The sequence below is a fragment of the Pseudomonas syringae group sp. 26L6 genome (assembly GCF_032587815.1).
Lineage (GTDB): Bacteria > Pseudomonadota > Gammaproteobacteria > Pseudomonadales > Pseudomonadaceae > Aquipseudomonas > Aquipseudomonas amygdali.
On record NZ_JAWHPJ010000020.1, the window covers coordinates 17,668 to 41,373 of the forward strand.

Below are 23,706 nucleotides of genomic sequence, written 5' to 3' on the forward strand. Positions count from 1 at the left end.
CAGGTTTTTAGGAGCGCGGTAAATGCCCGAGTTATTCCACTACATGCAGCAGCTGGTCAATGGCCTGACCATTGGCAGTACGTATGCATTGATCGCCATCGGCTACACGATGGTGTACGGCATCATCGGAATGATCAACTTCGCCCATGGCGAGGTGTACATGATCGGTTCCTATGTAGCTTTCATGGCGCTCGCCGGTCTGGCGATGCTGGGTATTCACAGCCTGCCGTTGCTGATGATTGCCGGTTTCGCCGCAGCCATCGTCGTAACCAGTGCCTACGGATACAGCATCGAGCGTGTGGCCTACCGTCCGTTGCGCAACAGCAACCGTCTGATTCCACTGATTTCTGCAATCGGCATGTCGATCTTCCTGCAGAACTCGGTTCAGCTTTCCCAGGGCTCCGGCAACTTCGCCATCCCCAACCTGCTGCCCGGCAGCCTGTCGTTCGGGCCCGGTGGTGCTCAGGAAGTGCTGATCTCCTACATGCAGATCGTGGTCTTTGTCGTCACCCTGCTGGCCATGACCGGCCTGACCCTGTTCATCTCCCGCTCACGCATGGGCCGCGCCTGCCGCGCCTGTGCCGAGGACATGAAAATGGCCAACCTGCTGGGGATCAACACCAACAACATCATTGCCCTGACCTTCGTGGTCGGTGCTGCACTGGCTGCCGTCGCGGCGATGCTGCTGAGCATGCAGTACGGCGTGATCAACCCGAGCGCCGGCTTTCTGGTCGGCCTGAAAGCCTTCACTGCTGCCGTACTGGGCGGTATCGGTTCGATCCCGGGCGCTGTGCTCGGTGGCCTGGTACTGGGCGTCGCCGAAGCCTTCGGTGCCGACATTTTTGGTGATCAGTACAAGGACGTCGTGGCCTTCGGTCTGCTGGTTCTGGTGCTGCTGTTCCGACCGACCGGCATCCTGGGTCGTCCGGAGGTTGAGAAAGTATGAGCAAGTCTTTCAAACAGGCGCTGTTCAGCGCCGCACTGGTCTGGGCCGTGGCCTACCCGGTGTTCGGCCTGAAACTGGCCTTTTCCGGCGTCACCCTGCAAGTGCAGAACGCCAGCCCGCTGACCCTGACCATCATTGCCTTCTGCTCGGTCATGCTGTTCTTGCGCGTACTGTTCGCAGAACAGATCGGCAGCATGCGCCGCGGTACCGAAAAGCCGTTGATCTCGCAGAAGACCAGCGATTTCCTGACTCAGCCGAAAACCCAACGCTGGGGCCTGGCCGCATTGATCGTGCTGGCGTTCATCTGGCCATTCTTCGGGTCGCGCGGTGCGGTGGACATCGCCACGCTGATCCTGATCTACGTCATGCTCGGCCTGGGCCTGAACATCGTGGTCGGTCTGGCCGGTCTGCTGGACCTGGGCTATGTCGGTTTCTATGCAGTCGGTGCCTACAGCTACGCCTTGCTGTCCCACTACTATGGGCTCGGCTTCTGGATCTGCCTGCCGATTGCGGGCCTGATGGCGGCGCTGTTCGGGTTCTTGCTGGGGTTCCCGGTGCTACGCCTGCGCGGTGACTATCTGGCCATCGTGACGCTGGGGTTCGGCGAGATCATCCGCATCTTCCTGCGCAACCTCACCGAGCTGACCGGTGGCCCGAACGGCATCAGCAACATCGACAAGCCGACCTTCTTCGGCCTGACGTTCGAGCGCAAGGCCGCCGAGGGCATGCAGACCTTCCACGAGTTCTTCGGCCTGCCTTACAACTCGATCAACAAGGTCGTCTTCCTTTACCTGATCGCCCTGCTGCTGGCGCTGGCGGCACTGTTCGTCATCAACCGCCTGCTGCGCATGCCGATCGGCCGGGCTTGGGAGGCGCTGCGTGAAGACGAGATCGCCTGTCGTGCGCTGGGGCTGAATCCGACCGTGATCAAGCTCTCGGCGTTCACCCTTGGCGCTGCGTTCGCCGGTTTTGCAGGCAGCTTCTTTGCCGCACGTCAGGGTCTGATCACCCCGGAATCGTTCACCTTCATCGAATCGGCAATCATCCTGGCCATCGTCGTGCTCGGCGGTATGGGCTCGCAGCTGGGCGTGATCCTGGCCGCCATCGTGATGATTCTGCTGCCTGAACTGATGCGCGAGTTCAGCGACTACCGCATGTTGATGTTCGGCGCGCTGATGGTGCTGATGATGATCTGGTGCCCTCAAGGCTTCCTGCCCATGCAACGGCCTGAAATGAAATTGAAAACGGAGCTGCCGAAATGAGCCGCCCATTATTGCAAGCCACCGGCTTGAGCATGCGTTTTGGCGGCCTGTTGGCGGTCAATGGCGTTGCCCTGACCGTCAATCAAGGGCAGGTCGTGTCGATGATCGGCCCCAACGGCGCGGGCAAGACCACCGTTTTCAATTGCCTGACCGGTTTCTACCGGCCAAGCGCAGGCACTATTCTGCTGGACGGCGAGCCCATCCAAGGCCTGGCCGGTCACCAGATTGCTCGCAAGGGCGTGGTGCGTACGTTCCAGAACGTGCGCCTGTTCAAGGAAATGACCGCTGTAGAGAACCTGCTGGTTGCCCAGCATCGGCATTTGAATACCAACTTCCTGGCCGGTTTGTTCAAAACCCCGGCGTTTCGCCGCAGCGAACGCGAAGCCATGGACTACGCCGAGCACTGGCTGGAAGCCGTCAACCTCAAGGAATTCGCTAACCGCCCTGCCGGTACACTGGCCTACGGTCAGCAACGCCGTCTGGAAATCGCCCGCTGCATGATGACGCGCCCGCGCATTCTGATGCTCGACGAACCGGCAGCCGGGCTGAACCCCAGAGAAACCGACGACCTGAAAGCCCTGATCGGCGTGTTGCGCAGCGAGCACAACGCTACGGTCCTGTTGATCGAGCACGACATGAAACTGGTGATGAGCATTTCCGACCACATTGTGGTGATCAATCAGGGCACGCCTCTGGCAGACGGAACGCCAGAACAGATTCGTGACAATCCTGATGTGATCAAAGCCTATCTGGGGGAAGCGTAAATGCTGCAGTTCGAAAACGTTTCCACTTTCTACGGCAAGATCCAGGCGCTGCACAGCGTCAACGTGGAAGTGCGTCAGGGCGAAATCGTCACCCTGATCGGCGCCAACGGCGCAGGCAAGTCCACGCTGCTGATGACCCTGTGCGGCTCACCACGCGCGCACAGCGGCAGTATTCGCTACATGGGCGAAGAGCTGGTCGGCCTGGAGTCGTCGATCATCATGCGCAAGAGTATCGCCGTAGTACCGGAAGGCCGTCGCGTGTTTGCGCGTCTGACCGTTGAAGAGAACCTGGCGATGGGCGGTTTCTTCACGGAAAAAGCTGATTATCAGGAGCAGATGGACAAGGTCCTGCAGCTCTTTCCGCGCCTCAAGGAACGCTTCAATCAACGCGGCGGCACCATGTCCGGTGGCGAACAGCAGATGCTGGCCATCGGTCGTGCGTTGATGAGCAAGCCCAAGCTGCTGTTGCTCGACGAGCCTTCGCTGGGCTTGGCTCCGATCATCATCCAGCAGATTTTCGAGATCGTTGAACAGTTGCGTCGCGATGGTGTGACGGTGTTTCTGGTCGAACAGAACGCCAATCAGGCGCTGAAAGTCGCCGACCGCGCTTATGTACTGGAAAACGGTCGTGTGGTGATGCAAGGCACCGGCGAAGAACTGCTGGTCGATCCGAAAGTGCGGGATGCGTATCTGGGCGGGTAAGCGCTGCGAAGCGCATTAACGTTCAGAACCAGGATGGGCCACGATGATTCTCATTACCACGCTCTGCGTGGTAATGCCTTTCGTGACGCTCCGCGTCACACTGCGGCGCAGGTCTGGCCGTTCCCCCTTGTGATGCACCTCCAGTCTGAGTAACGTGGCGACACTTGTCTGGAGACCACACCATGTTTGCTGCCCGTTCCGTCCTCGTATTTGCCCTTCTGCCACTGTTCGCCGGGTGCCAACTGCTCGGCAAACAGACCGAGGAACCCAAGGTTTCCACGGCAGGCATGCTCCGTATGCAGGGCGACCTGACGGGCAGCAATGGCCAGTTGCTGTTCAAGCCGTGCAACGAGCAGCGGCGCTATGTGGTCAAGGATCGCGGCAATACCGGCATCTTGCAGGAAGCTGCTTCACTGGCAGACAGCAAGGGCACGGTATTCGCCGATCTGCGCGGTAACTTTGCTGCGAGCAAAGCGGCCAACAGCGATGGTCAGCTGGACCTGCATCAGCTGTACCGCGTCGAGCGTCCCGGCCAGGCCTGTGAAGACGCCAATTTCAAACGTCTGACCTTGCACGTCAATGGCAATAAACCCGCCTGGAACGTCAACGTCAGTGGCAAGGGCATGGTGCTGGAGCGCGAAGGTCTTGCACCGCTTGCCTTGCCTTACGTGGAAGAGAAACTGCCCGACGGCAGCTTCAGCGTCAGCAGCGAAGCCAACAACCAGCGCATCGAGATCTGGGTGGCGCCACAACGCTGCGTTGACAGCGTCAATGGCTCGGTACAACACCTGACGGCCGAACTGCGTATCAACGGCCAGGCCCAGCGTGGCTGCGGTTATTATGGCGGTTCGCGCGACGAGTGATCAGGCAGGCTCGCCGCCAAAGGGGTTCAGCGCTTATAATCGCCGGTCTTGTAGTGCTGTCGGGCTGAACCTGCGGCCCGAAAACTGGACCCCTTAATGTTACGAATCACCGAACTCAAGCTGCCGATCGATCACCCGGAAGAAGACCTGCGCGTTGCACTCTTGCAGCGCCTGGGCATCGACAGCAGCGAACTGCTGGACTTTACCCTCTTCAAACGCAGTTACGACGCGCGCAAAAAGTCATCCGAGCTGTGCTTTATCTACACCATCGACTTTCAGGTCAGTGATGAACAGGCACTGCTGCGCAAACTGGGCGATGACCGCCACGTCGGCCCTGCACCTGATGTCAGCTATAAAGTGGTCGGTCACGCTCGCGAGGGGCTGACAGAGCGCCCGATCGTCGTGGGTTTCGGCCCATGCGGTATCTTTGCCGGGCTGCTGCTGGCGCAGATGGGCTTCAAGCCGATCATCCTTGAGCGTGGTACCGAGGTGCGCCAGCGCACCAAGGATACCTGGGCGCTGTGGCGCAAAAACGTACTCAATCCCGAGTCCAACGTGCAGTTCGGTGAAGGCGGTGCCGGGACCTTTTCTGACGGCAAGCTTTACAGCCAGATCAAGGACCCGAAGTTTATTGGCCGCAAGGTGCTGCACGAGTTCGTGAAAGCCGGTGCACCGGAAGAAATCCTCTACGTCAGCAAGCCGCATATCGGCACGTTCCGCCTGACCGGCGTGGTCGAGAACATGCGCCATCAGATAGAAGCGCTGGGCGGCGAAGTGCGCTTTCAGCAGCGCGTGACCGACCTGATGATCGAGGACGGTCAATTGCTGGGCGTCCAGCTCGACAGTGGCGAGCAGATCGAATCCCGGCACGTCATTCTGGCGCTGGGCCACAGTGCCCGCGACACCTTCCGCATGCTGCATGGCCGTGGCGTGTTCATGGAAGCCAAGCCGTTTTCGGTGGGTTTCCGTATCGAGCACCCGCAGTCGCTGATCGACCGCGCGCGGCTGGGCAAATACGCCGGGCACCCGAAGCTGGGCGCAGCTGACTACAAACTGGTGCACCACGCCAGCAACGGTCGCTCGGTCTACAGTTTCTGCATGTGCCCTGGTGGCACTGTCGTAGCCGCCACTTCAGAGCCGGGGCGCGTGGTCACCAATGGCATGAGCCAGTATTCGCGCAACGAGCGTAATGCCAACTCGGGCATTGTGGTCGGTATTTCTCCGGAACAGGATTTCCCCGGCAGCCCGCTGGCCGGTATCGAGTTGCAGGAACGCCTGGAGTCTCATGCGTATCTGCTCGGCGGCAGCAGTTATGAAGCGCCGGCGCAGTTGGTCGGTGACTTTATCGCTGGCAGGGCCTCGACAGCACTGGGCAGCGTTGAGCCCTCATACAAGCCGGGCGTGAAACTGGTGGACCTGGCCGACGCCCTGCCCGCCTTTGCCATTGAAGCCATTCGTGAAGCATTGCCTGCGTTCGACAAGCAGATCAAAGGCTTCTCGCTGCACGATGCGGTGCTGACCGGCATCGAAACCCGTACCTCGGCCCCGCTGCGCATTACCCGCGGACCGACCCTGCAAAGCCTGAACACCAAAGGCCTTTACCCGGCCGGTGAAGGCGCTGGCTATGCGGGCGGGATTCTCTCGGCTGGCGTAGACGGCATTCGGGTTGCCGAAGCATTGGTGCGGGACATGCTGGGGATTGAGGGCTGACCTCAGAATGACCATCGTTATACATAAGTCTTGTGGGAGCGAGCTTGCTCGCGAAGAGGCCGCGACACCCCCAGGAAATAGGGCGTTCGATACATCGTATTCGTGAGCATCGGCACGATATTCACGCCTGGCAATAAAAAACCCCGAGCATTGCGGCTCGGGGTTTTGCTGTGCGGTGCTGCAAATCAGTGAGTGACGCGGCTTGTGCCGTTGACACTCATGATGCGTACGCGCTCGCCGACACGGAAAATCTCGTTTTCCTGAACCTGCTGCACATAGGCACGCATGCTGCCGTCATCTTCACGCACGGTGATTTCAACACCCTGCGTACGGGTCAGGCCTTCTTCGGTCGCTGAACCCAGCAGACCACCGGCCACCGCGCCGATCACCGCAGCCACGATGCTGCCGCGACCGCCACCGATAGCGCTGCCACCTACGCCGCCGACGACCGCACCCGCAGCCCCGCCAATCGGAGTCTTGGTGCCTTCGATTTTAACCGGACGCAAGGATTCGATAGTGCCCATACGGACGGTCTGTACGGTCCTGGCCTCATCGCGGGAATAGGAATCACCGGTCAGGTTTGAGGCACAGCCGCCCAGCATCAATGCCATGGCAGTGAACGAAGCAACCAGAAGAGCGGACTTGCGCATAAGGGAATCTCCAGAGGAATCAGTGGCCATTAGACTACCTGACAAAGGTGCTGTCACGGCCCCGATCCTGCAATTTAAGTTCATTCAGGCGGCATACAGCGGCCCACCTGCATAACGCTCAGACGATGGCCCGGACGAATAATTCAATCAGGGCGCAAGGCGCTCACGCGTCCACCTGCCGTCTACCGAACGATAGTTCAAACGGTCATGAAGTCGACTGGAGCGACCCTGCCAAAACTCGATTCGCTCAGGCAAAAGGCGGTAGCCCCCCCAGTGCTCGGGGCAGTGTGGCTGGGTGTCTGCGAAGCGTTGTTCCGTCTGTCTGATCAGACCTTCCAGCTCGTCACGATCTGCGATCACGCGACTTTGGGGTGAGGCCCAAGCCCCCAAACGGCTGCCCAGAGGACGCACCTGGTAATAAGCATCGGACTCCTGCGCGCTGACTTTCTCGACCCGGCCTTCGATACGCACCTGACGCTCCAGCGTTGGCCAGAAGAACGTCATGGCCGCGAATGGACGTGCAGCCAGTTGCTGGCCCTTGGCGCTTTCGTAGTTAGTGAAGAACGTGAAACCCTGCGTGTCCAGCCCCTTGAGCAGCAAGACACGGCAATGCGGACGTCCTTGCTCATCAACCGTTGCCAGGGTCATGGCATTGGCCTCGACAGGTGGTTGTTCGGTCTTTACAGCGTCGTCAAACCAGGTATGGAAGAGCGCGTAGGGCTCGTCCGGTGATTGCGCTTCGGTCAACCCGTCGCGGGTGTAATCACGGCGCATGTCGGCCAGGGTCTGAGTCATGGTTTCATTCCTGCGCAGATATCATGAACGTTAGCTAACTCTCGTTACGAGGCTCGGCGCTCGCCGTTATCACACATTCGTTTTTGATTCTGGCCGAAGGCGGTGGGAGCGAACTTGTTCGCGAAGACGGTGATTCAGACGATACGTTTCGGAGACTGTACCGGCCTTTTCGCGAACAAGTTCGCTCCCACGCCCTCCGGGCAGAAGCCTGAAAGCCTTGTTTTTCAGGCTATTCAGGACTTGTGCACAACGCAAAGCGCGGAGCGTGGAGACGAAAGTCGTGAGGTAACCAGGCCTCAGTTACTGGCCTGGCTGTCATCTTTCTTGGCGGGCGCCTTGGCCGGGGCCTTGGTCGCTGCCGGTTTTTTAGCTGCTGCGGTGGTCTTGGCAGGCGCGGCCTTTTTGGCAGTGCTGGCCTTGGCCGGCGCTTTCTTGGCCGTGTCTTTCTTCGCCACGGCGGCTTTCTTGGCAGGCGCGGCAGCAGGTGCTGGCGCTACTGGCTTGACGTCCTGGGTGGCAACCATGACTGGAGCAACCGGCGGCAACGCATAACGGGCCATCAGCGCGCGCATGGTGTCCTGCGGCGTCATGAGGATTTCAACACGACGGTTGAGTGCACGGCCTTGCAGGCTGTCGTTGGCGGCACGTGGCATCACGGCACCCATCCCACGCTGGCTCAGACGATTACGCTCCAGGCCACTGAGACGGAAAATCGCGGCAACAGACTGCGCGCGTTCCTGGCTGATCTTCTGGTTGGCTTCGGTAGGCCCCGATGTGTCGGCATGACCGAGAATCAGCACGGCAGTTTTCTGATCGCCTTCGACCACCTTGGCCAGTCGCGTGATCGGGCCCAGCGTGTTGGGCAGCAGCATCGCAGGACGGTCAGGGTTGAACGAGCTGTCGACCGGTGCAGTGATTGCCAGCAGGTCTTCGCGACGCTCCAGCTGGAACGGGCTGTCCTTGATTGCAGCGCGCAGACGCGGCTCGTACTCGTCCAGCCAGGCCTGGGTCACTTTCGGATCAGGCATCGGCAGCGCTTTAGGCTCGTCCTTCTTGCCCTCGCTACCGAACGGCCACCACCACTTGCTGTCGGTTTCCGACTTGGCTACCAAGGCAGGCGCAGCCGGCTTGTCGGCCACGGCATCAGGTTTGACCTGCGCATTATCTTTCGAGCCGAACGGCCAGTACCAAGGCGCGCTGTTTTCAGCGCCAGCCGCAGGTGCTGCCGGTGCTGCAGCGGCCTTGGCGACCGGAGCAGGTGCCGGGCTTGGTGCCGGAGCCTTTGCAGCAGCGCCTGCATCAGCAGACTCGCTGCCTGAACCGAACTGCCACCAATGGCCTCCGGTTGCAGCAGAGTCGGATTGAGGGGTTTGAGCACAGCCGGTAACGGCGATACACAGGGCGAGAACGAGGCTTTTATTAGACGACATGGATAACCCGCAACGGTTTTGATCAGACAGAAGGACGTGACTACGCCGGTATAACATGCATAAAGATGCAGTTGGAAAAAGAAACCGTCGTACGGTTCCTGTTACAGCCATTTAACTGACAGTCGGTATGAAACAAGCACTTATGGCCGATACTTACTGCAAACACTCACGCAGGATTCCGACCAGTTTCTGCGCACGTGGGTCCATCAGAATGTACGGCCCCAGGGTGTTGGTAACGAAGCCAAAAGCAACCTCGTAATCAGGATCGGCGAACCCGACCGAACCGCCTGCCCCGGGATGGCCAAACGCCTTGGGACCAAGACCATAGGTCGCATTGGCAACGGTCGGTTGGTCAAGCATGCAGCCCAGGCCCAGGCGGGTCGAGGTCAGCAGAGTCCTGTCCTGACCGAGGCTGTGCTCACGGGTCAGCTCGTTGAGCATGTCTGCTTCAAGCAGGCTGCCATCCAGCAAACCGTTATAGAAACCGGCAAGACTGCGCGCATTGCCGTGGCCGTTGGCCGCCGGTTGCTGCATGCGGCGCCATTCGGGTTTGTTGGTGCTGGTCATGATCGACGGCGGATTAGTGAACGCCTTGGCAGTGATGGAGGCTGGCTCGCGCATCGTGGCTTGCAGTACGCGCTGAGCGGCATCGTCACCGGTGTTGCCTTTGCCTCGAGCGATATGGGCAACACGATGAAACTGGTCATCAGCCAGGCCCACATGAAAATCCAGCCCCAGCGGGCGAGAAATACGCGCGGCAATGGATTCCCCAGGGCCTCGACCGTCGGCCCGACGCAGCATCTCGCCCACCAGCCAGCCATAGGTGATTGCCGCGTAACCGTGACCCTGCCCCGGCGTCCACCAAGGTTCTTCGGCCGCCAGCGCCGCCGTCATGGTGTCCCACTGGTAAAGCGCTTCGGCAGGCAATTGCTCGCGCAGCGCAGGCAAACCGGCCTGATGGCAGAGCAGCTGACGCAAAGTGATCGATGCCTTGCCCGCCGCGGCGAATTCGGGCCAGAGCCTGGCGACGGGTTCGTCCAGCTTCAACTTGCCTTCTTCAACCAGCTGCAATACCGCCACGCTGGTAAAGGTCTTGGTGCAGGAGAACAGGTTGAGAATGGTGTCGGTGTGCCACGCCTCGGCACCGTCCTTGTCGGCCGTGCCCGCCCACAGATCAATGACGGTCTGGCCGCCGACCTGAATGCACAAGGCAGCGCCGCGCTCCTGAGGGTCGTCAAAGAGCGCCGCAAAGGCTTCACGTACTGCTTCGAATTGAAGTTCGTAATGACCCTGGATCTGCAACGGCTGACTCCTGACTGACGGTACTGGGCCTGATGACAGGCCGAATGGGCGCATATTGTTCCAGCGATCGGGCGCTTTGGGAACAGACCCGAGTCAACCGACAGCTGTTATTCAGGAAATCTCGCGGCGAAACGGCGGCAATGCGTTGAGAATCGCCTTGCCGTAACGCTGGGTGACGACACGTCGGTCCAGCAACGTGATAGTGCCGCGGTCCTCTTCGGTACGCAGGAGGCGGCCACAGGCCTGTACCAGACGCAAAGAGGCATCCGGCACGGCGATCTCCATGAACGGGTTGCCACCACGCGCTTCGATCCACTCGGCCAGCGCGGCCTCGACCGGGTCGTCGGGCACCGCGAAGGGAATCTTGGCGATGACCACGTGCTCGCAGTACGCACCGGGCAAGTCCACACCCTCGGCGAAGCTGGCCAGCCCGAACAGTACGCTGGACTCGCCGCTGTCGACCCGCGCCTTGTGCTTGTTGAGGGTTTCCTGCTTGGACAGGTTGCCCTGGATGAACACCTGCTTGCGCCAGTCACGGTCCAGGCCGTCGAAAACGTCCTGCATCTGCTTGCGCGACGAATACAGCACCAGCGTGCCTCGCGAACCTTCCACCAGCCCGGGCAGATCGCGAATGATCGCTGCGGTATGGGCCACCGAGTCACGCGGGTCGGCCTTGAGGTCCGGCACGCGTAGCACACCGGCATCGGCGTGATGGAACGGGCTTGGCACCACGGCGGTCACCGCCCCTTTGGGCAGGCCGGCACGCATGCGGTAACGATCAAACTTGCCCAGCGCGGTCAGGGTCGCTGAAGTCACCAGCGCCCCGTAGGCGATGTTCCACAAGTTGCGACGCAGCATTTCCGCCGCCAGGATCGGACTGGCATTGACCTCGATATCGAACATTGCACCGCTGTCGGCCAGGGTCAGCCAGCGCGCCATGGGCGGGCTGTCTTCCGGGTCTTCGGCGGTAAAGGCTGTCCACAATTCCCAATTACCATGCGCACGGGCCAGCAGGCTGCCGAACAGCGGGTACCACTCTTCAGCCTGATGGCTGGCGATACCGATGTTGACTTCGCCATCCATGCCTTCCTTGAGCAGCTCGGTAAGGCGCGTGAACAGGTCGTCGAGGCGCGCAAAGCCCTTCTTGAGCTCGATGCCCATCTCGCGGATGTGCTCGGGGATCACGCCGCCGACAAAGCGGTGACGGGGCCGCTCGCGACCCTGCATGTCTTCACCGGCGCGGAAATCTGCCAGTTGCTCGCAGGCACCGAACATGAACTGCTGATGCCCCTTTATCTCGCGGGCCAGCTCCGGCACCTGCTCGATCAGCTTGCCCAGATCGCCGGGCAGTGGGTGTTGGGCCAGCAGCTTGGCGAGGTTCTTGGCTGTCTGTTCAAGCCAGTCAGCGGTGGATTTCAGTCGGGTGTAATGAGCGAAGTGACCGATGGCCTTGTCGGGCAGGTGATGGCCTTCGTCGAACACGTACAACGTGTCACGCGGGTCCGGCAGCACGGCGCCGCCGCCAAGCGCGAGGTCCGCCAGCACCATGTCATGGTTGGTGACAATCACGTCAACCTTGCCCATGCCTTCGCGCGCCTTATAGAAAGCGCACTGCTGAAAGTTCGGGCAATGCCGGTTAGTGCACTGGCTGTGATCGGTGGTCAGCCGCGCCCAGTCCTGATCGGCGAGTTCCTGAGGCCAGCTGTCGCGATCACCGTCCCACTTATTGCCCGCCAGCTTCTGCAGCATGCTGGTAAACAGCTTCTGACTGGCTTCATCGACCTCGATCTTGAAGCCTTCTTCCTCGAAAAGCTGCGCAGTCGCGTTGGTCGCGTCGCTCTCCTGCAGCAACGCGTCGAGTTTCGACAGGCACATGTAACGGCCGCGGCCCTTGGCCAGCGCGAAGGTAAAATTCAGACCGCTGTTGCGCATCAGGTCCGGCAGGTCCTTGTAGACGATCTGCTCCTGCAAGGCGACGGTCGCGGTGGCGATCACCAGCCGCTTGCCTGCCGCCTTGGCGGTGGGGATCGACGCGATGGCATACGCCACGGTCTTGCCGGTGCCCGTCCCGGCCTCGACGGCCACTACCGCAGGATCGCCCGAACGACGGCCCTCTTCATCGGTGTCAATGTCCCCCAGCACCTTGGCAACTTCAGCGATCATCAATCGCTGGCCATAGCGTGGCTTGAGGCTCTTGGCTTCGAGGAAACGCGAGTAAGCGCCCTGGATCTGGGTTTTGAGTTCGGTACTGATCATTGGCTTCGGTTCGGGGGCACGGCTAAAAAGGCTGGATAAATTTTCAGTAGTTCTGAGTGGGCGCTATCATAGCGCGCTAAATCCATCCGCGCAGAACGGAGTGTCCGATGACCGCTTTTTCTACTGTCTACACGCTGCATCTGCTGGCTGCCCTGGTGTGGGTTGGCGGGATGTTTTTCGCCTGGATGGTCTTGCGTCCAGCAGTCATTGCAGCACTTGAAGGCCCTTCTCGCTTGAAAGTGTGGGTCCAGGTGTTTCGACGCTTCTTCGTCTGGGTCTGGGCAGCCGTGGTGCTGCTGCCGATTACCGGCATCGGCATGATCCAGCTGAACTTCACCGGCTTTGAAACTGCGCCGCGCTATGTGCAGATCATGATGGGCCTGTACGTGGTGATGGTTGCGCTGTTCCTGCGTATCCATTCATTGCAGTTGCCGGAGTTGCGTCGCGCCGTGGACGCCGAACAATGGGCCGAAGGCGCAGCAGCACTCGGTCACATTCGCCGGCTGGTCGGAATCAACCTGATTATCGGCCTGGCAGTGGTGATATTGGCAGCCGCCCGTCCGGGCCTTTGAGGCAAAACGGAACATCGCGGGGCACTGGCGGTGACACTGCGCACAGCTTGCGGGCAGTTTCCTGCCCGATCGGTCATCTTCTGTGCCTGATATCCAAGCCATTCAACATCTTGAAACACTTTGGCATGGGCTGTGCAAACGTTTGCGATCAGCAGTACGCGCCCACGAAAAGGAGCTTCAATGCCACAGCCGCCATTCACTCGATCCGCAACGCCCTCAACATTCCTCATGCCTCTGTTGTTCGCCGCCGCTGCGGCGTTGCCATGCACCAGCGTCCTGGCACAGCCCCCCGCCGCCGAAGACTCGGCTCAAGGCGAAGCACTCAGCCCGCCCGCCTCGCCCAAGGAAGGCAAAGGCGCGTACTTTTCAGACTGGTTCAACCAGGACCTGACGCTGATCGGCAGCAAGGACATCAGCTTCGGCCCCAAGCCCAACGATGACATTTATCTGGAGTATGAGTACTTCGGCCGCAAGGGGCCGTTTGAGCTCTATGGCTATGTCGACGTGCCGAAGATCCTCGGCATCGGCAATGATAATGACAAAGGCGTCTGGGATCATGGCTCGCCATTGTTCATGGAGCATGAGCCACGTATCTCCATCGACTATCTGGCCGGGCGCAGTCTGGCCGTCGGGCCGTTCAAGGAATGGTACGTCGCCTTTGACTGGATCTACGACCACGGCAGCAACTCGGCCAACCGTGCCAACACCCTGTACAGCGGCCTTGGCACTGACATCGACACCCACTCGCGGGTCAATCTGTCGGCCAACTTCTATGGCCGCTACCAGTGGGAGAACTACGGTGCCAGCAATGAGTACTCGTGGGATGGCTATCGCGCCCAGCTCAAATACATCGTACCGATCAGCAAATTCGACAACGGCGCTTCGCTGACGTACATCGGCTTCACCAACTTCGATTTCGGTTCGGACCTCAAGAACGATCCGGCACGCACGGGCAACTCCACAGTCGCCACCAACGTGCTGCTTTACGCCTTCACGCACCTGCGCTTCACCCTGGTGGGTCGTTACTTCCACAACGGCGGCAACTGGCAGGACGGCAGCGAGCTGAACTTCGGCGAAGGCAACTTCCGTGCGCGCTCCGACGGCTGGGGATATTACGCAGGCGTGGGTTACCAGTTCTGAAACTGATTATGACGACAGGAGTTTTCATGAAACACATCACCCGCAACACACTTGGCGCCACACTGGCCCTGCTTAGCCCTGCCCTCTGGGCAGCCACCGCGCCGGTTACGCCAGTCACGCCCAAGCTCATGCTGGTCGCCATGTTTGCGCCCGAAGCGCAGAACTGGATCGACCGGCTGCATCTGACCAAAGAGATCCAGGTGCCCGGCCTTGCCGCCGAGTATCCGGCCATCCGCTGCAACGCTCAGGACGTCTGCCTGCTGGTCACCGGCATGGGTCAGACCAATGCCGCAGCATCGACTCTGGCCCTGGCCCTGTCGCCGCAATTCGACCTGCGCAAGACTTACTTCATCGTCGCGGGCATTGCCGGCATCAACCCGCACCACGGCACACTCGGCACCACGGCCTGGGCGCATTATCTGGTGGAATTCGGCACGCAGTGGGAAATCGATTCGCGCGACGTGCCCAAGGAATGGCCGACCGGTTACCTGGGTATCAACACCAAGGGTCCGAACGAGAAGCCGCCACTGGACTACAAGACTGAAGTCTTCGAGCTGAACCCCAAACTTCAGGCCAAGGCCTTCGCCCTGTCGCAAAAAGTGACGCTCAGCGAGAGCAAGGAATCTGCCGCCTGGCGCGTCAAGTACCCTTACGCCCCGGCCAATCAGCCGCCGCAGGTGACGCAGTGCGATACGCTGGCGGGCAACACGTGGTTTTCCGGAACGCGTCTGAGTGAGCGGGCGGAAGTCTGGACCAAGCTGCTGACCGACGGCAAAGGCGTGTATTGCACCACCCAGCAGGAGGACAACTCGACGTACGAAGCCCTGTTACGCGCCAGCAAGGCAGGCAAGGTAGACGTCAATCGACTGGCCGTGGTGCGCGCAGGTTCCGATTTCGACCGTCCGTATCCGGGTTACAGCGAGGTGGACAACCTGCTCAAGTACGCCGATCAGGGCGCCTTCGTACCAGCACTGGAAAACCTGTACCGCACCGGTAACCCGCTGGTGCAGGCCATTGTCGGTGACTGGAAGAACTGGGAAAAAGGCGTGCCGCAGTAAGCGCGCGGCCGTAATGACTGCCCGGATCATGGCCTTGCGCCTGATCCCGGGCAGTCTCTAGAAGGACGACAGCTGGTGAAGGTTACAGGCGCTGCAGAATCAAACTGCCTGCTGGCCCTGCAACGCCTGGCAGGCCAGGTTCGCCCGGTCTGCCAGGCTTGCCGCCATCCGCGCGGTAGACGATGCAGCCCTTCGAAGCGCCGCCTTTGCCTGCCTTGCCGCCTTCACCGCCCTTGCCTGCCGCTCCGCCCGCAACATTCACCTTGATACGTTCGGCCGGAAAGCTCTGTGGCAGCTCCAGACGAACCTGCGCACCTGCTGCGCCGTCGTGGCCGTTGCCGCCACTATCGCCGTTGTAACCACGTCCAGCCTGGCCCCAGGTACAGCCCGGCTCTTCGCCCGTGCCGCCATCGAGCCCGGCGTAGCCTGGGCTGCCCGCGCCGCCGCGTGCATCGATCGACAGTTGTTCGGCATTCAGGCTCTGTAGACGCAGGGTCAGGTTGCGCCCCGGCAGTGCCGGCTTCTCGAAGGTACCCGGAGCGCCTCGCGCAGTGATCTGGCTGCCGGTGCCGAATTCACCATGCACCACGACGAGGTTGAACGCCTGTACACCGGGGACGATGGCAATCCGCGCTTCGTGCCCTAGCACCAGTTCGCCGATCTTCACGTCATCGATACCGGCCGGGATCAGCAGGGTGCCGTAGTCGGCCACTTCAAGGCGCTCGACCTGCAGAACGCTGCTGTTGCCAGGCAGACGCATGAGCGAGTGTGGCGCGACGATAATCGCCTGAGCCATGGCCAGAGGGCTGAACAGTGCTGCCAGCAGAACGAGCTTACGCATGAGAGTGCCCTGTGGCCGAACGGCCGATGGATTGAACATGAAAAATGCCGAACAGGATGATTTTGCCCCGGTCGCGCCAGGGATGCCTGCGACCGCGCAGGCTGCCGTTGAACAGGATCAGTTCGAGCAAGTGAGTCAACAACAGCACGGCACCGGCCATGTCGATCATCACGCCCATCGGGCTGGGCGCTTCAATGACCGCATTGGCCAGGACTACCAGCCAGAAGCCCAGCATCAAGATTTTTCCCAGCCCCCAAAACACCTTCATCGCCTGCCCCCTTGTCATGATCCGTTACGAAAGCGCAGTCTGCGCGCGCTTTTCGTCGCTGCACAGTAGACGTGCTGTACGCCGAATATGCCAGCAGTGTATTGAAAAAGATCAAGCATAGATCGTTGTCGTCAGTCTGTGGGCGTTCGCCTGATACTGACGGCTGTTCAGAGCGGGTCCGGCAGGCTAGTCTTGTCAGTCAACCAGAGGACTTTCGATGAACGTCGGCTACTCATCCCGCACGCCGCAGCAAGCGCTGGCTGCCCTGCTCGACCGTTACGCCCCCCAGCGTCTGCTGTTGATCGGCGCTCAGGCGTTCCCTGCGTTGCAAGCCTTTCAGGAAGCACACCCGCAGACCGAGGTGGCGCTGGCCGAACCCGGCCACCTGCCCGCAAATCTGGCGGCGCAACGTTTCGACCTGGCGCTGGTGGTCGATTGCCTGGAGCACATCCCCAAGCGCACCGGTCTGGAGCTGCTGGGCGGTATCCGCAACCTTAACGCCAGCCGCATTGCGGTGCTGGCCGACTTGCAGGCCTGCGGCTGGCAGGAGACCGACTTTTTCTCGCTGGCCCTGCAATCCAGCGAACGCTTCACCCGCGACGAACAGGTGCTGAACCTGTTCACCTACGACTTGCGCGAATACAAACAGGTGCCCGACTGGCTGAACGCGAAGTATTGGGCCAACCCGGAGAATTTTGGAAAGTATTGGTGGTGACCTATGAGTAGTGCTATTTGCCCGTGCGGCAGCGGCGATCTGTTGCTGGCCTGCTGCGGTCGCTATCACGCAGGTCAGCCTGCGCCCTGCGCTGAAAAGCTGATGCGCTCGCGCTACAGCGCCTACGTGCTGGGGCTGACTGATTATCTGGTCCAGACGACGTTGCCTGTTCAGCAAAGCGGGTTGAACCGTGAGGCCATCGCCCAGTGGAGCGCGCAGAGCACATGGCTGGGGCTGGAGGTAGAAAGTTCTGAGGTATTCGGCGGCAAGCCCGAGCATGCTTTTGTGACCTTCACTGCCCGCTGGCACGACGGTAACGGTGAACACAGCCACAAGGAACGCTCGTCGTTCGTGCAGAATCAGGGCCGCTGGTATTTCATCGATTCCACGGTCCCGCTCAAGGCCGGACGCAATGACGCGTGTCCGTGTGGCAGCGAACAGAAATTCAAGAAATGCTGCTCGCCTTACGTGGTTTGAGATAGTCGAGATGATCGTTCCGCACGCTCCAGCGTGGGAATGCCGTGGGTGACGCCCTGCGTCACACAGTTCTGCGATTCAGTGAGATTCAGGCTCGACTTGAGTCACCTTTTCGCCCCTCGGCGACCTACTTTGATGGGGCCAAAGTAGGCAAATCCCCTCGCTCCTGTTTCCGGCCCGACTTCGTCGGGTTCCTTCGCCCTGTCACTGATCCGGGGGTCGCCGCAACGGGCCATCCATGGCCCGGTGCGGCTAGCCTGGCGTCCTGCCAGGCTACCCCCGGATCAGCGCCAGGACTCAGCCGTCACTAAGGTCGCACTCTGCGTCGTCAGTGCCACCGTGGTTGAAAAGCGCTTCTGTGGCAGTGGCCAGCTGACAAGGCATGACCGTCGTGCCCACGCTCTAAATCACACAGCGGTCTGCCGTGTCAGGTGGATTGGGGTTCGGCTCAAAACTCCAATTGCGCCGAGAACGCTACAGTACGCGGGTCGCCCAGGTAGCTGCTGTTGAGCCAGTATTCCTTGTTGGTCAGGTTGCTGACGTTGACCCGCAGGGTCAGGTCGTTTTCCGAGACGCGCATGCGGTAGCGGGCACCGGCGTCGAAGGTGGTAAAGGACGGCAGGTCGTTTTCGTTGCTTTGGTCGGTGTATTGCTTGCCGGTATAAAACGCTCCACCGGTTACCGCCAGCCCAGGCACCGGATTGATGTCGTACTCGGCATAGACCTTGGCCAGTTGCTTGGCGACGTTGGTCGGTGCGTTGCCTTCATCCGCGGCAATGCCGGTTTTCTTGATCTTCGGGTCCAGCAAGGTAAAGCCGCCGACCAGTGTCAGCTCCGGAACGACTTTGCCGGTCACGCTGAACTCCAGGCCATTGTTTTCCTGACGTCCGTCCACCACGTAAATATTCGAGGCCGTGGTGTAGCCGTTGGGCTTCTCGATGTTGAACAGCGCCAGGGTAAACAGGGTTTCACCCAACTTCGCCTTGGCACCGATCTCGTATTGCTCGCTGACTTCCGGTGCGAACGCCTGGCCGGCATTGGCTGCGCCGCTCGGGGCGACACCTCCGGATTGCAGACCTTCTATATAGGTGGCGTAAGTGGTCAGCCACGGCAGTGGCTTGTAGACCAGCGAGATATTCGGCGAGGTCTTGCTTTCGTTGTATTTGGTCTCGGTCTCTGCGGAGCCGAAAGCCTTGGCGTAAACGAACTCGTTGGCGTAAGTCTTGATCTGCGTGTTGGTCACGCCAAGAATTGCCGACCATTGCTCGTTGAAGGTGATGATGTCGCCGATCAGGAAGTTGTTGCTCTCCGAGCTATTGGCCAGACGCTGGTTGCCGTGGCCAATCGAGTACGACGGTTTGCCGACCTGAGGTGTCTGGTCGAGCGGTATCGTGCCGACTGGCGAGGTGTATTGCGGACCAGGCTGACCAGGCGTGTACGGGATGTGGTCTTCGTACTGCTTCTGGCGAGATGTATTGCCCTGGTACCCCATCGTGACTTTGTGGCCGAGAAAGCCGGTATCGAATGCTGCATCCAGAAACAGCGAGCCGGTCTTTTCTTCGGTTTCGATCGGTGCGAAGGCGTATAACGGCTGCGAATACAGACCCGCGCTGTAAACCGTCGGCCCGGTGTAGGTGTTTTCCGAAGTGTACTGCTGGGCTGCAAAGGCCGCGCGCAAGGTGAATGTATCGTTCAAGCGCCATTTGGCGCGTACGCCCGCCTTGTCGGATTCATAATCGGAAAACGACCATTTCTGGCTGTAGAGTTTGTCGTTGTCCAGCGAGGCTGCGCTTGGGCGTAACGACTGGTCACCAAAGTACCAATAACTGGTCAGACCGCGGATTTCGGTCTTTTTGTGTGAAGCGTCGAACTGCACCAGCAGGTCGTCGGAGACGTTCCAGTCCAGCGCCAGGGAAATCATTTCGCGACGACGCTTGTTCATGTCGACAGCGGTTTCGCCATCCTGAGTCAACACGTTCAGGCGATAGGCAAACTTGCCTTCGCTGTCGATCGGCCCGCCGAAATCGCCATGCAGGTAGTAGTTTTCGCCACCGGCATTGCCCAGCGTGACGCTGTTATAGCGTTCGTAAGTGGGGCGCTTGATGACGTAGTTGACCAGCCCGCCTGGCGAGGCCGGGCCATACAGGAAACCGGTCAGGCCGGTGATGACTTCCAGCTGTTCCATCTCTTCAATGTAGTTGCTGCCATCAGCACCATTGGTAAAGCGCAAGCCGTCATTGGCGATGTTCAGGCTGCCCGCGCTGCTGAAACCACGAATGTTGACGGCGCTGGCATAACCGGCGCTGGTCGGCGAGTACATCTGGGTGAATGGGTTGTGCTTGATAACATCGTCCAGCGAGGTGGCCTGAATGTTTTTCAGTAGAGCCTGAGGCGTCACGCTGATGGAATAAGGCGCGTCCTGCAGTTTCATGCCGCCCAGTGCACCGACACTGCTGATGTTCTCACTGCGATAACCGGCTGCTTCCGAACCTTCGGCGGGCGCGCTGTTGGCATTGATGTTCACATCCGACAGGTTCAAGGCGTTTTGTTCCATGACCATCAGCGTGTAGGTCCCGGCGCTGCTCTGCACCAGTTGCAGGCCGCTGCCACGCAACGCCTCACGCAAGGCTGTCGCAGCGTCGAAATTCCCCTTCACCGCCGCGCTTGTTTTGCCAGCAACCAGCGCAGGATCGAGGCTCAATGCCAGACCACCCTGGCTGGAAATCTGGTTCAGCGTGGTCGCCAGAGGGCCTGCAGGCAGGTCATAGGCAACCACGCTGGCCTGCTGCGCGGCCATCAGCAGCGGGCTGGCCAGAGGCGTGCACAGTGCAATCGCCACGGCCAACAGACTGGGACGCAGAAGGGTGTCTAACGAACGGGACATCGGGCAACTCCTGATGGAATATTTCTCAATGCCTGTTAGCCGAGCGAAAGTTCGAAAGTAACAGAGCTGATTGAAAATAATTCCGTTTCAGGATTCAGTTGGCCTGCGGCATTACTCCGCAATGACCTTCAGGTGAGAAGTATCGGGAGCAGCTTGTGACTCGGGCCTTTCGACATGGCCCATGTCGCTGCCCACCGGTGCCAGGCTAAATCGGGAAAGATCCAGCAGCGGCGCAGCGGGCTGAGGTTTGGCAGGCAGCAGGTCGACCCCCGCTTCGGCCACCGAATAATCCGGCGCATCGACACTTTCGAAAGCAGCCATATACGCGTCACGCGGTTTGATCTGCAGACGGCCCGTACCCGACTGCGGGGTGGCCTGGGATTTACGCAACCAGGTAGGAGCGTCGGGCGGCGGCGCCAGTTCGACCTCTTCCATGGGCGGCGGTGTATTCATTTCCAGCACATGAACCCGTGCGCCTGCACGCTCCAGCGTTGCGCGGTATTTTTCAGCGGTTGCCGCGTCGAGGTTGTTTTTCAGGACCAGTCGGCGCCCGGAGAACAGAAGCTCCAGACGCTCGGCATCGGCATTGAATAGCTTGCCAAGGTTGGCCCTGACCTTCTCGGGCTGGGCTCCGGCGACCAGTTCGGCACTGAAGACAATTTCGTAGACACTCATGGAGACACCGGTAAGCACGTCAATAAAAAGTATGGCGTAGCGTCAGACAGCGCAACAAGCGCGTTACCCTTGACCGTCGAGTTGGTAGACTCAGGCGTCAAACGGAGCACATCCATGTTTTTTCAGGCGCACATTACAAGAATCATTAGCCTCGCGCTGGTCATGTTCGGTCTCAGCGGATGCTCGTTACTGAGCTTTGACAGCGTCCAGGATCCGGAAGTGCATTTGCTCAAAGTCCAGGTGGTCAAGGCAAGGCTGACACAACAGGATTTCAAGCTGTATTTCGAGGTCGATAACCCCAACGACTCGGACCTGTTCGTGCGCGGCCTGAACTACAAGATCTCGCTTAATGACGTTGTGCTCGCTGACGACCAATTCAGTGATTGGTTTTTCGTCGATGCGCATAGCCGGAAAACCTTTGTGGTGCCTGTTCGTACCAACCTTTGGCGGTACGCGAAATACATCGCTCAACTGCTGAAAAAACCTGATGAGCTGATCCATTACCGGCTTGAAGGCAAGCTCAAGACCGGCATGCTGTTCAGGCACAACGTACGGATCGGCAAAACCGGCGATGTTGCACCAGAGGAGCTGATTCAACGCAAATAAGCAGGCGGCCTAACCGCCCAGCTTGCCCTTGATCAGCTCCAGCAGAAACTTCCAGATATCCGCCGCCCACAATGCGCGATTGATTGCGCTGATCAGCGCTCCACCAAACGAGCCCAGCAGAAAGCCCACGCCTGTGGTGTTGCGGGGGTCGGCCACGCCCAGATAATCACTGGCAATGCCGGTGAGAAACACCGCACAGGCCACGCCAGTGATCAAGAAAACCAGCCAGGCACGCCAGTCGAGCAAGCCTGCCTTATGCCACCAGCCAGAGATGATTGCACCCACCAGACCGGCGACCAGCCATTCGCCCCTGTCTGCCAAACCATTCAAGATATCCATCGGACCTGACTCCGCTCAAGAGATACAGCCGTTCACGAACACAGAAATTCAGACGCTGAGAGCCTGCCATTCGAATGGCAGGGAACGGGTTGATGAGGGTCATCCTGGTTGACGTTCGGGCCCGCCCTGCCCTTGATCGCTTCCTTGCGCGTATTGCGGGTCGATGCTGCGGCGGTATGTGAAGCTGGAACCAAAAAATTAAGCATGCTTAAAAATAAAGTGAAACGCTTGCCATCAAACGTGGAGCAGCACCTTATAAACGCTCAGTTATCGATATAGCGCTGCCAGCCGATCCTTACCGAACCGTCTGGCTGAGGATCGACCTCGATACCTTCGGTTTCTTGGATTTCCCGGAGCACCACGTTCCAGCTGTCCTCAGGTTCATCGTCGCGTCGGGCTACGATGACCCACTGGGTCTTTTGAACATTCGGCGCAGATACCAGCCGTTGAATACGCTTGCCGATCTGTTCATAAGACGACGCGCCCGTCGGCCCATTACGAGTGCCAGTCATGACTGCCTCCCGGAAATAACTGTATATAAATACAGTATTCCAGCTGCAAGACCTGCGCAAGCACTTCGTAGGACGCGCTCCGCTTCACGTCGCGACGGATAACGTCCGCAAGCCTTGTACAACAAGGCTCATAGCCTGGCGGTCATTCTCACGGCCACGCCAATGATGCGACAGTCGGCACCGCACTCGATCATTTTGTACGCAGGATTCAAGGGCTTCAGGTAACGCGTGCCGCCGTCCTCGACCAGCTTCTTGAAGGTCGCCTCGTTGCTGGCGGGCAGCTTGGCGATAACGAGCTTGCCGGGCTGCACATCGGCTTCTGTATCAACCAGAATCATCATCCCCTCTGGCACGCTGACGCCAGTGGGTGCAGTCATCGAGTCGCCCTTGACCTCCAGCCAGAACGCCGGGCCCTTGGAGTCGTAATCGGAGATTTCATAGCGATCGGAAAAACCGTCGGGGTAAGGCTCGACGGCTTCTTCCCAGGAACCTGCCGACACCCAGCTGATTACCGGATAACGAAAGGACATGTTGGGTTGATCGATCAGGGCAACGTTGGCATCAAAGGGGGCGTCCTTTTCAGGCCCTTCGCCAATCGCCAGCCACTCGGCACGAAAGCCCGTGGCCCGCGCCAGTGCATAGAGGTTTTCTGGCCGCAGGCTTTTGCTTTCGCCGCTGATCCATTGAGTGACGGCAGAATTGGCAACGCCGCACTGTGCGGCAATTTCCCCTTTCTTCATACCGCTGGCGGCAATTGCCCTGGCAATACGCTCTTGTCGGGTCATAAGGTTGGCTCTGCGCATGAAAATACAAAGACGCTGAAAAACGCCCGAAAAAATAAGCATACTTAAATTTGCAATCATATGTGAATCGAAATATGCCGATACTGCTTCGTCCCGATTTGCTGGATAATGCGCGCCAGATTTATTTGCGGAGTAA

Annotated in this window: 24 protein-coding genes; 12 read left to right on the forward strand and 12 right to left on the reverse strand. The window is 59.7% G+C overall.

Translation table 11 applies throughout. The annotated features are described in order from the left end of the window. Positions 1-22: 22 nt before the first annotated feature. From livH to RYA97_RS11025, 6 genes are all read left to right on the forward strand, one after another. On the forward strand, positions 23-946 hold the full coding sequence (gene livH / locus RYA97_RS11000) for a high-affinity branched-chain amino acid ABC transporter permease LivH (protein ID WP_002554804.1): 924 nt from the start codon (positions 23-25) through the stop codon (positions 944-946). Beyond that, complete coding sequence (locus RYA97_RS11005) at positions 943-2,208, forward strand: high-affinity branched-chain amino acid ABC transporter permease LivM (RefSeq protein WP_316892292.1); 1,266 nt, start codon at positions 943-945, stop codon at positions 2,206-2,208. The genes livH and RYA97_RS11005 overlap by 4 nt, the downstream gene beginning before the upstream one ends. Beyond that, positions 2,205-2,972 (forward strand): high-affinity branched-chain amino acid ABC transporter ATP-binding protein LivG, encoded by a 768-nt coding sequence (livG, locus tag RYA97_RS11010; protein ID WP_002554806.1) that lies wholly within the window; start codon positions 2,205-2,207, stop codon positions 2,970-2,972. Before RYA97_RS11005 ends, livG begins: the two co-directional genes overlap by 4 nt. After that, the gene (locus tag RYA97_RS11015; protein ID WP_002554807.1) at positions 2,973-3,674 is read left to right on the forward strand and encodes an ABC transporter ATP-binding protein; all 702 of its coding nucleotides are present in this window, start codon (positions 2,973-2,975) and stop codon (positions 3,672-3,674) included. A 182-nt stretch (positions 3,675-3,856) separates the two neighbouring features. Next, the gene (locus tag RYA97_RS11020; RefSeq protein WP_002554808.1) at positions 3,857-4,537 is read left to right on the forward strand and encodes a COG3650 family protein; all 681 of its coding nucleotides are present in this window, start codon (positions 3,857-3,859) and stop codon (positions 4,535-4,537) included. A gap of 96 nt (positions 4,538-4,633) precedes the next feature. Then, complete coding sequence (locus RYA97_RS11025) at positions 4,634-6,247, forward strand: NAD(P)/FAD-dependent oxidoreductase (RefSeq protein ID WP_316892293.1); 1,614 nt, start codon at positions 4,634-4,636, stop codon at positions 6,245-6,247. Between the two features lie 185 nt (positions 6,248-6,432). Here the strand turns inward: RYA97_RS11025 and RYA97_RS11030 are convergent, their stop codons facing one another. The 5 genes from RYA97_RS11030 to dinG form a co-directional block, all read right to left on the reverse strand. Continuing rightward, complete coding sequence (locus tag RYA97_RS11030) at positions 6,433-6,897, reverse strand: glycine zipper 2TM domain-containing protein (RefSeq protein ID WP_004657512.1); 465 nt, start codon at positions 6,895-6,897, stop codon at positions 6,433-6,435. 147 nt (positions 6,898-7,044) lie between these two features. Further along, complete coding sequence (pdxH, locus tag RYA97_RS11035) at positions 7,045-7,692, reverse strand: pyridoxamine 5'-phosphate oxidase (protein WP_316892295.1); 648 nt, start codon at positions 7,690-7,692, stop codon at positions 7,045-7,047. Between the two features lie 296 nt (positions 7,693-7,988). Next, positions 7,989-9,122 carry an OmpA family protein gene (locus RYA97_RS11040; protein WP_316892297.1) on the reverse strand — a complete coding sequence of 378 codons (1,134 nt, stop codon included), beginning with the start codon at positions 9,120-9,122 and terminating at the stop codon, positions 7,989-7,991. A 153-nt stretch (positions 9,123-9,275) separates the two neighbouring features. Then, the gene (locus RYA97_RS11045; RefSeq protein ID WP_005779325.1) at positions 9,276-10,424 is read right to left on the reverse strand and encodes an EstA family serine hydrolase; all 1,149 of its coding nucleotides are present in this window, start codon (positions 10,422-10,424) and stop codon (positions 9,276-9,278) included. 111 nt (positions 10,425-10,535) lie between these two features. Next, complete coding sequence (gene dinG / locus RYA97_RS11050; protein ID WP_002554813.1) at positions 10,536-12,680, reverse strand: ATP-dependent DNA helicase DinG; 2,145 nt, start codon at positions 12,678-12,680, stop codon at positions 10,536-10,538. Between the two features lie 107 nt (positions 12,681-12,787). Between dinG and RYA97_RS11055 the strand changes: the two genes are divergently transcribed. The 3 genes from RYA97_RS11055 (at position 12,788) to RYA97_RS11065 (ending at position 15,450) form a co-directional block, all read left to right on the forward strand. Next, a complete protein-coding gene (locus RYA97_RS11055) occupies positions 12,788-13,252 on the forward strand; it encodes a CopD family protein (RefSeq protein WP_316892299.1) in 465 nt (154 codons plus the stop codon). A 228-nt stretch (positions 13,253-13,480) separates the two neighbouring features. Then, positions 13,481-14,392 (forward strand): nucleoside-specific channel-forming protein Tsx, encoded by a 912-nt coding sequence (locus tag RYA97_RS11060; RefSeq protein WP_005732257.1) that lies wholly within the window; start codon positions 13,481-13,483, stop codon positions 14,390-14,392. 26 nt (positions 14,393-14,418) lie between these two features. After that, positions 14,419-15,450 (forward strand): purine nucleoside permease, encoded by a 1,032-nt coding sequence (locus tag RYA97_RS11065; protein WP_316892303.1) that lies wholly within the window; start codon positions 14,419-14,421, stop codon positions 15,448-15,450. Positions 15,451-15,532: 82 nt separating this feature from the next. On the opposite strand, the gene RYA97_RS11070 is transcribed toward RYA97_RS11065, so the two are convergent. Both RYA97_RS11070 and RYA97_RS11075 read right to left on the reverse strand, forming a co-directional pair. Next, positions 15,533-16,291 (reverse strand): hypothetical protein, encoded by a 759-nt coding sequence (locus RYA97_RS11070; RefSeq protein WP_002554817.1) that lies wholly within the window; start codon positions 16,289-16,291, stop codon positions 15,533-15,535. After that, entirely contained in the window at positions 16,284-16,559 is a 276-nt protein-coding gene (locus RYA97_RS11075; protein WP_117140185.1) for a DUF1145 domain-containing protein, read from the reverse strand. Before RYA97_RS11075 ends, RYA97_RS11070 begins: the two co-directional genes overlap by 8 nt. 217 nt (positions 16,560-16,776) lie before the next feature. Here RYA97_RS11075 and RYA97_RS11080 point away from each other — a divergent pair, with 217 nt between their 5' ends. Together RYA97_RS11080 and RYA97_RS11085 are read left to right on the forward strand one after the other, a co-directional pair. Then, on the forward strand, positions 16,777-17,274 hold the full coding sequence (locus tag RYA97_RS11080) for a DUF6231 family protein (RefSeq protein ID WP_316892305.1): 498 nt from the start codon (positions 16,777-16,779) through the stop codon (positions 17,272-17,274). Between the two features lie 3 nt (positions 17,275-17,277). Then, on the forward strand, positions 17,278-17,751 hold the full coding sequence (locus tag RYA97_RS11085) for a YchJ family protein (protein WP_004664098.1): 474 nt from the start codon (positions 17,278-17,280) through the stop codon (positions 17,749-17,751). A gap of 448 nt (positions 17,752-18,199) precedes the next feature. Here RYA97_RS11085 and RYA97_RS11090 read toward each other — a convergent pair whose 3' ends face one another. After that, complete coding sequence (locus RYA97_RS11090) at positions 18,200-20,635, reverse strand: TonB-dependent receptor (RefSeq protein WP_316892307.1); 2,436 nt, start codon at positions 20,633-20,635, stop codon at positions 18,200-18,202. Positions 20,636-20,746: 111 nt separating this feature from the next. Beyond that, complete coding sequence (locus tag RYA97_RS11095) at positions 20,747-21,310, reverse strand: hypothetical protein (protein ID WP_016982558.1); 564 nt, start codon at positions 21,308-21,310, stop codon at positions 20,747-20,749. Between the two features lie 114 nt (positions 21,311-21,424). Here RYA97_RS11095 and RYA97_RS11100 point away from each other — a divergent pair, with 114 nt between their 5' ends. Continuing rightward, on the forward strand, positions 21,425-21,916 hold the full coding sequence (locus tag RYA97_RS11100) for an LEA type 2 family protein (protein ID WP_005755521.1): 492 nt from the start codon (positions 21,425-21,427) through the stop codon (positions 21,914-21,916). Between the two features lie 9 nt (positions 21,917-21,925). Here RYA97_RS11100 and RYA97_RS11105 read toward each other — a convergent pair whose 3' ends face one another. From RYA97_RS11105 to RYA97_RS11115, 3 genes are all read right to left on the reverse strand, one after another. Further along, positions 21,926-22,255, reverse strand: coding sequence for a hypothetical protein (locus tag RYA97_RS11105; RefSeq protein ID WP_002554823.1), 330 nt, complete (start codon positions 22,253-22,255; stop codon positions 21,926-21,928). Between the two features lie 263 nt (positions 22,256-22,518). After that, positions 22,519-22,767 (reverse strand): DUF1654 domain-containing protein, encoded by a 249-nt coding sequence (locus RYA97_RS11110; RefSeq protein WP_005743217.1) that lies wholly within the window; start codon positions 22,765-22,767, stop codon positions 22,519-22,521. A gap of 128 nt (positions 22,768-22,895) precedes the next feature. Continuing rightward, positions 22,896-23,552 (reverse strand): LexA family protein, encoded by a 657-nt coding sequence (locus RYA97_RS11115; RefSeq protein WP_054996890.1) that lies wholly within the window; start codon positions 23,550-23,552, stop codon positions 22,896-22,898. Between the last annotated feature and the right edge of the window lie 154 nt (positions 23,553-23,706).

Bases quoted from the DNA above. Each gene is read 5' to 3' on its own strand.
- livH (WP_002554804.1), top strand. From the start codon at position 23: ATGCCCGAGTTATTCCACTACATGCAGCAGCTGGTCAATGGCCTGACC.
- RYA97_RS11005 (WP_316892292.1), top strand. From the start codon at position 943: ATGAGCAAGTCTTTCAAACAGGCGCTGTTCAGCGCCGCACTGGTCTGG.
- livG (WP_002554806.1), top strand. From the start codon at position 2,205: ATGAGCCGCCCATTATTGCAAGCCACCGGCTTGAGCATGCGTTTTGGC.
- RYA97_RS11015 (WP_002554807.1), top strand. From the start codon at position 2,973: ATGCTGCAGTTCGAAAACGTTTCCACTTTCTACGGCAAGATCCAGGCG.
- RYA97_RS11020 (WP_002554808.1), top strand. From the start codon at position 3,857: ATGTTTGCTGCCCGTTCCGTCCTCGTATTTGCCCTTCTGCCACTGTTC.
- RYA97_RS11025 (WP_316892293.1), top strand. From the start codon at position 4,634: ATGTTACGAATCACCGAACTCAAGCTGCCGATCGATCACCCGGAAGAA.
- RYA97_RS11030 (WP_004657512.1), bottom strand. From the start codon at position 6,897: ATGCGCAAGTCCGCTCTTCTGGTTGCTTCGTTCACTGCCATGGCATTG.
- pdxH (WP_316892295.1), bottom strand. From the start codon at position 7,692: ATGACTCAGACCCTGGCCGACATGCGCCGTGATTACACCCGCGACGGG.
- RYA97_RS11040 (WP_316892297.1), bottom strand. From the start codon at position 9,122: ATGTCGTCTAATAAAAGCCTCGTTCTCGCCCTGTGTATCGCCGTTACC.
- dinG (WP_002554813.1), bottom strand. From the start codon at position 12,680: ATGATCAGTACCGAACTCAAAACCCAGATCCAGGGCGCTTACTCGCGT.
- RYA97_RS11055 (WP_316892299.1), top strand. From the start codon at position 12,788: ATGACCGCTTTTTCTACTGTCTACACGCTGCATCTGCTGGCTGCCCTG.
- RYA97_RS11060 (WP_005732257.1), top strand. From the start codon at position 13,481: ATGCCTCTGTTGTTCGCCGCCGCTGCGGCGTTGCCATGCACCAGCGTC.
- RYA97_RS11065 (WP_316892303.1), top strand. From the start codon at position 14,419: ATGAAACACATCACCCGCAACACACTTGGCGCCACACTGGCCCTGCTT.
- RYA97_RS11070 (WP_002554817.1), bottom strand. From the start codon at position 16,291: ATGCGTAAGCTCGTTCTGCTGGCAGCACTGTTCAGCCCTCTGGCCATG.
- RYA97_RS11075 (WP_117140185.1), bottom strand. From the start codon at position 16,559: ATGAAGGTGTTTTGGGGGCTGGGAAAAATCTTGATGCTGGGCTTCTGG.
- RYA97_RS11080 (WP_316892305.1), top strand. From the start codon at position 16,777: ATGAACGTCGGCTACTCATCCCGCACGCCGCAGCAAGCGCTGGCTGCC.
- RYA97_RS11085 (WP_004664098.1), top strand. From the start codon at position 17,278: ATGAGTAGTGCTATTTGCCCGTGCGGCAGCGGCGATCTGTTGCTGGCC.
- RYA97_RS11090 (WP_316892307.1), bottom strand. From the start codon at position 20,635: ATGTCCCGTTCGTTAGACACCCTTCTGCGTCCCAGTCTGTTGGCCGTG.
- RYA97_RS11095 (WP_016982558.1), bottom strand. From the start codon at position 21,310: ATGAGTGTCTACGAAATTGTCTTCAGTGCCGAACTGGTCGCCGGAGCC.
- RYA97_RS11100 (WP_005755521.1), top strand. From the start codon at position 21,425: ATGTTTTTTCAGGCGCACATTACAAGAATCATTAGCCTCGCGCTGGTC.
- RYA97_RS11105 (WP_002554823.1), bottom strand. From the start codon at position 22,255: ATGGATATCTTGAATGGTTTGGCAGACAGGGGCGAATGGCTGGTCGCC.
- RYA97_RS11110 (WP_005743217.1), bottom strand. From the start codon at position 22,767: ATGACTGGCACTCGTAATGGGCCGACGGGCGCGTCGTCTTATGAACAG.
- RYA97_RS11115 (WP_054996890.1), bottom strand. From the start codon at position 23,552: ATGACCCGACAAGAGCGTATTGCCAGGGCAATTGCCGCCAGCGGTATG.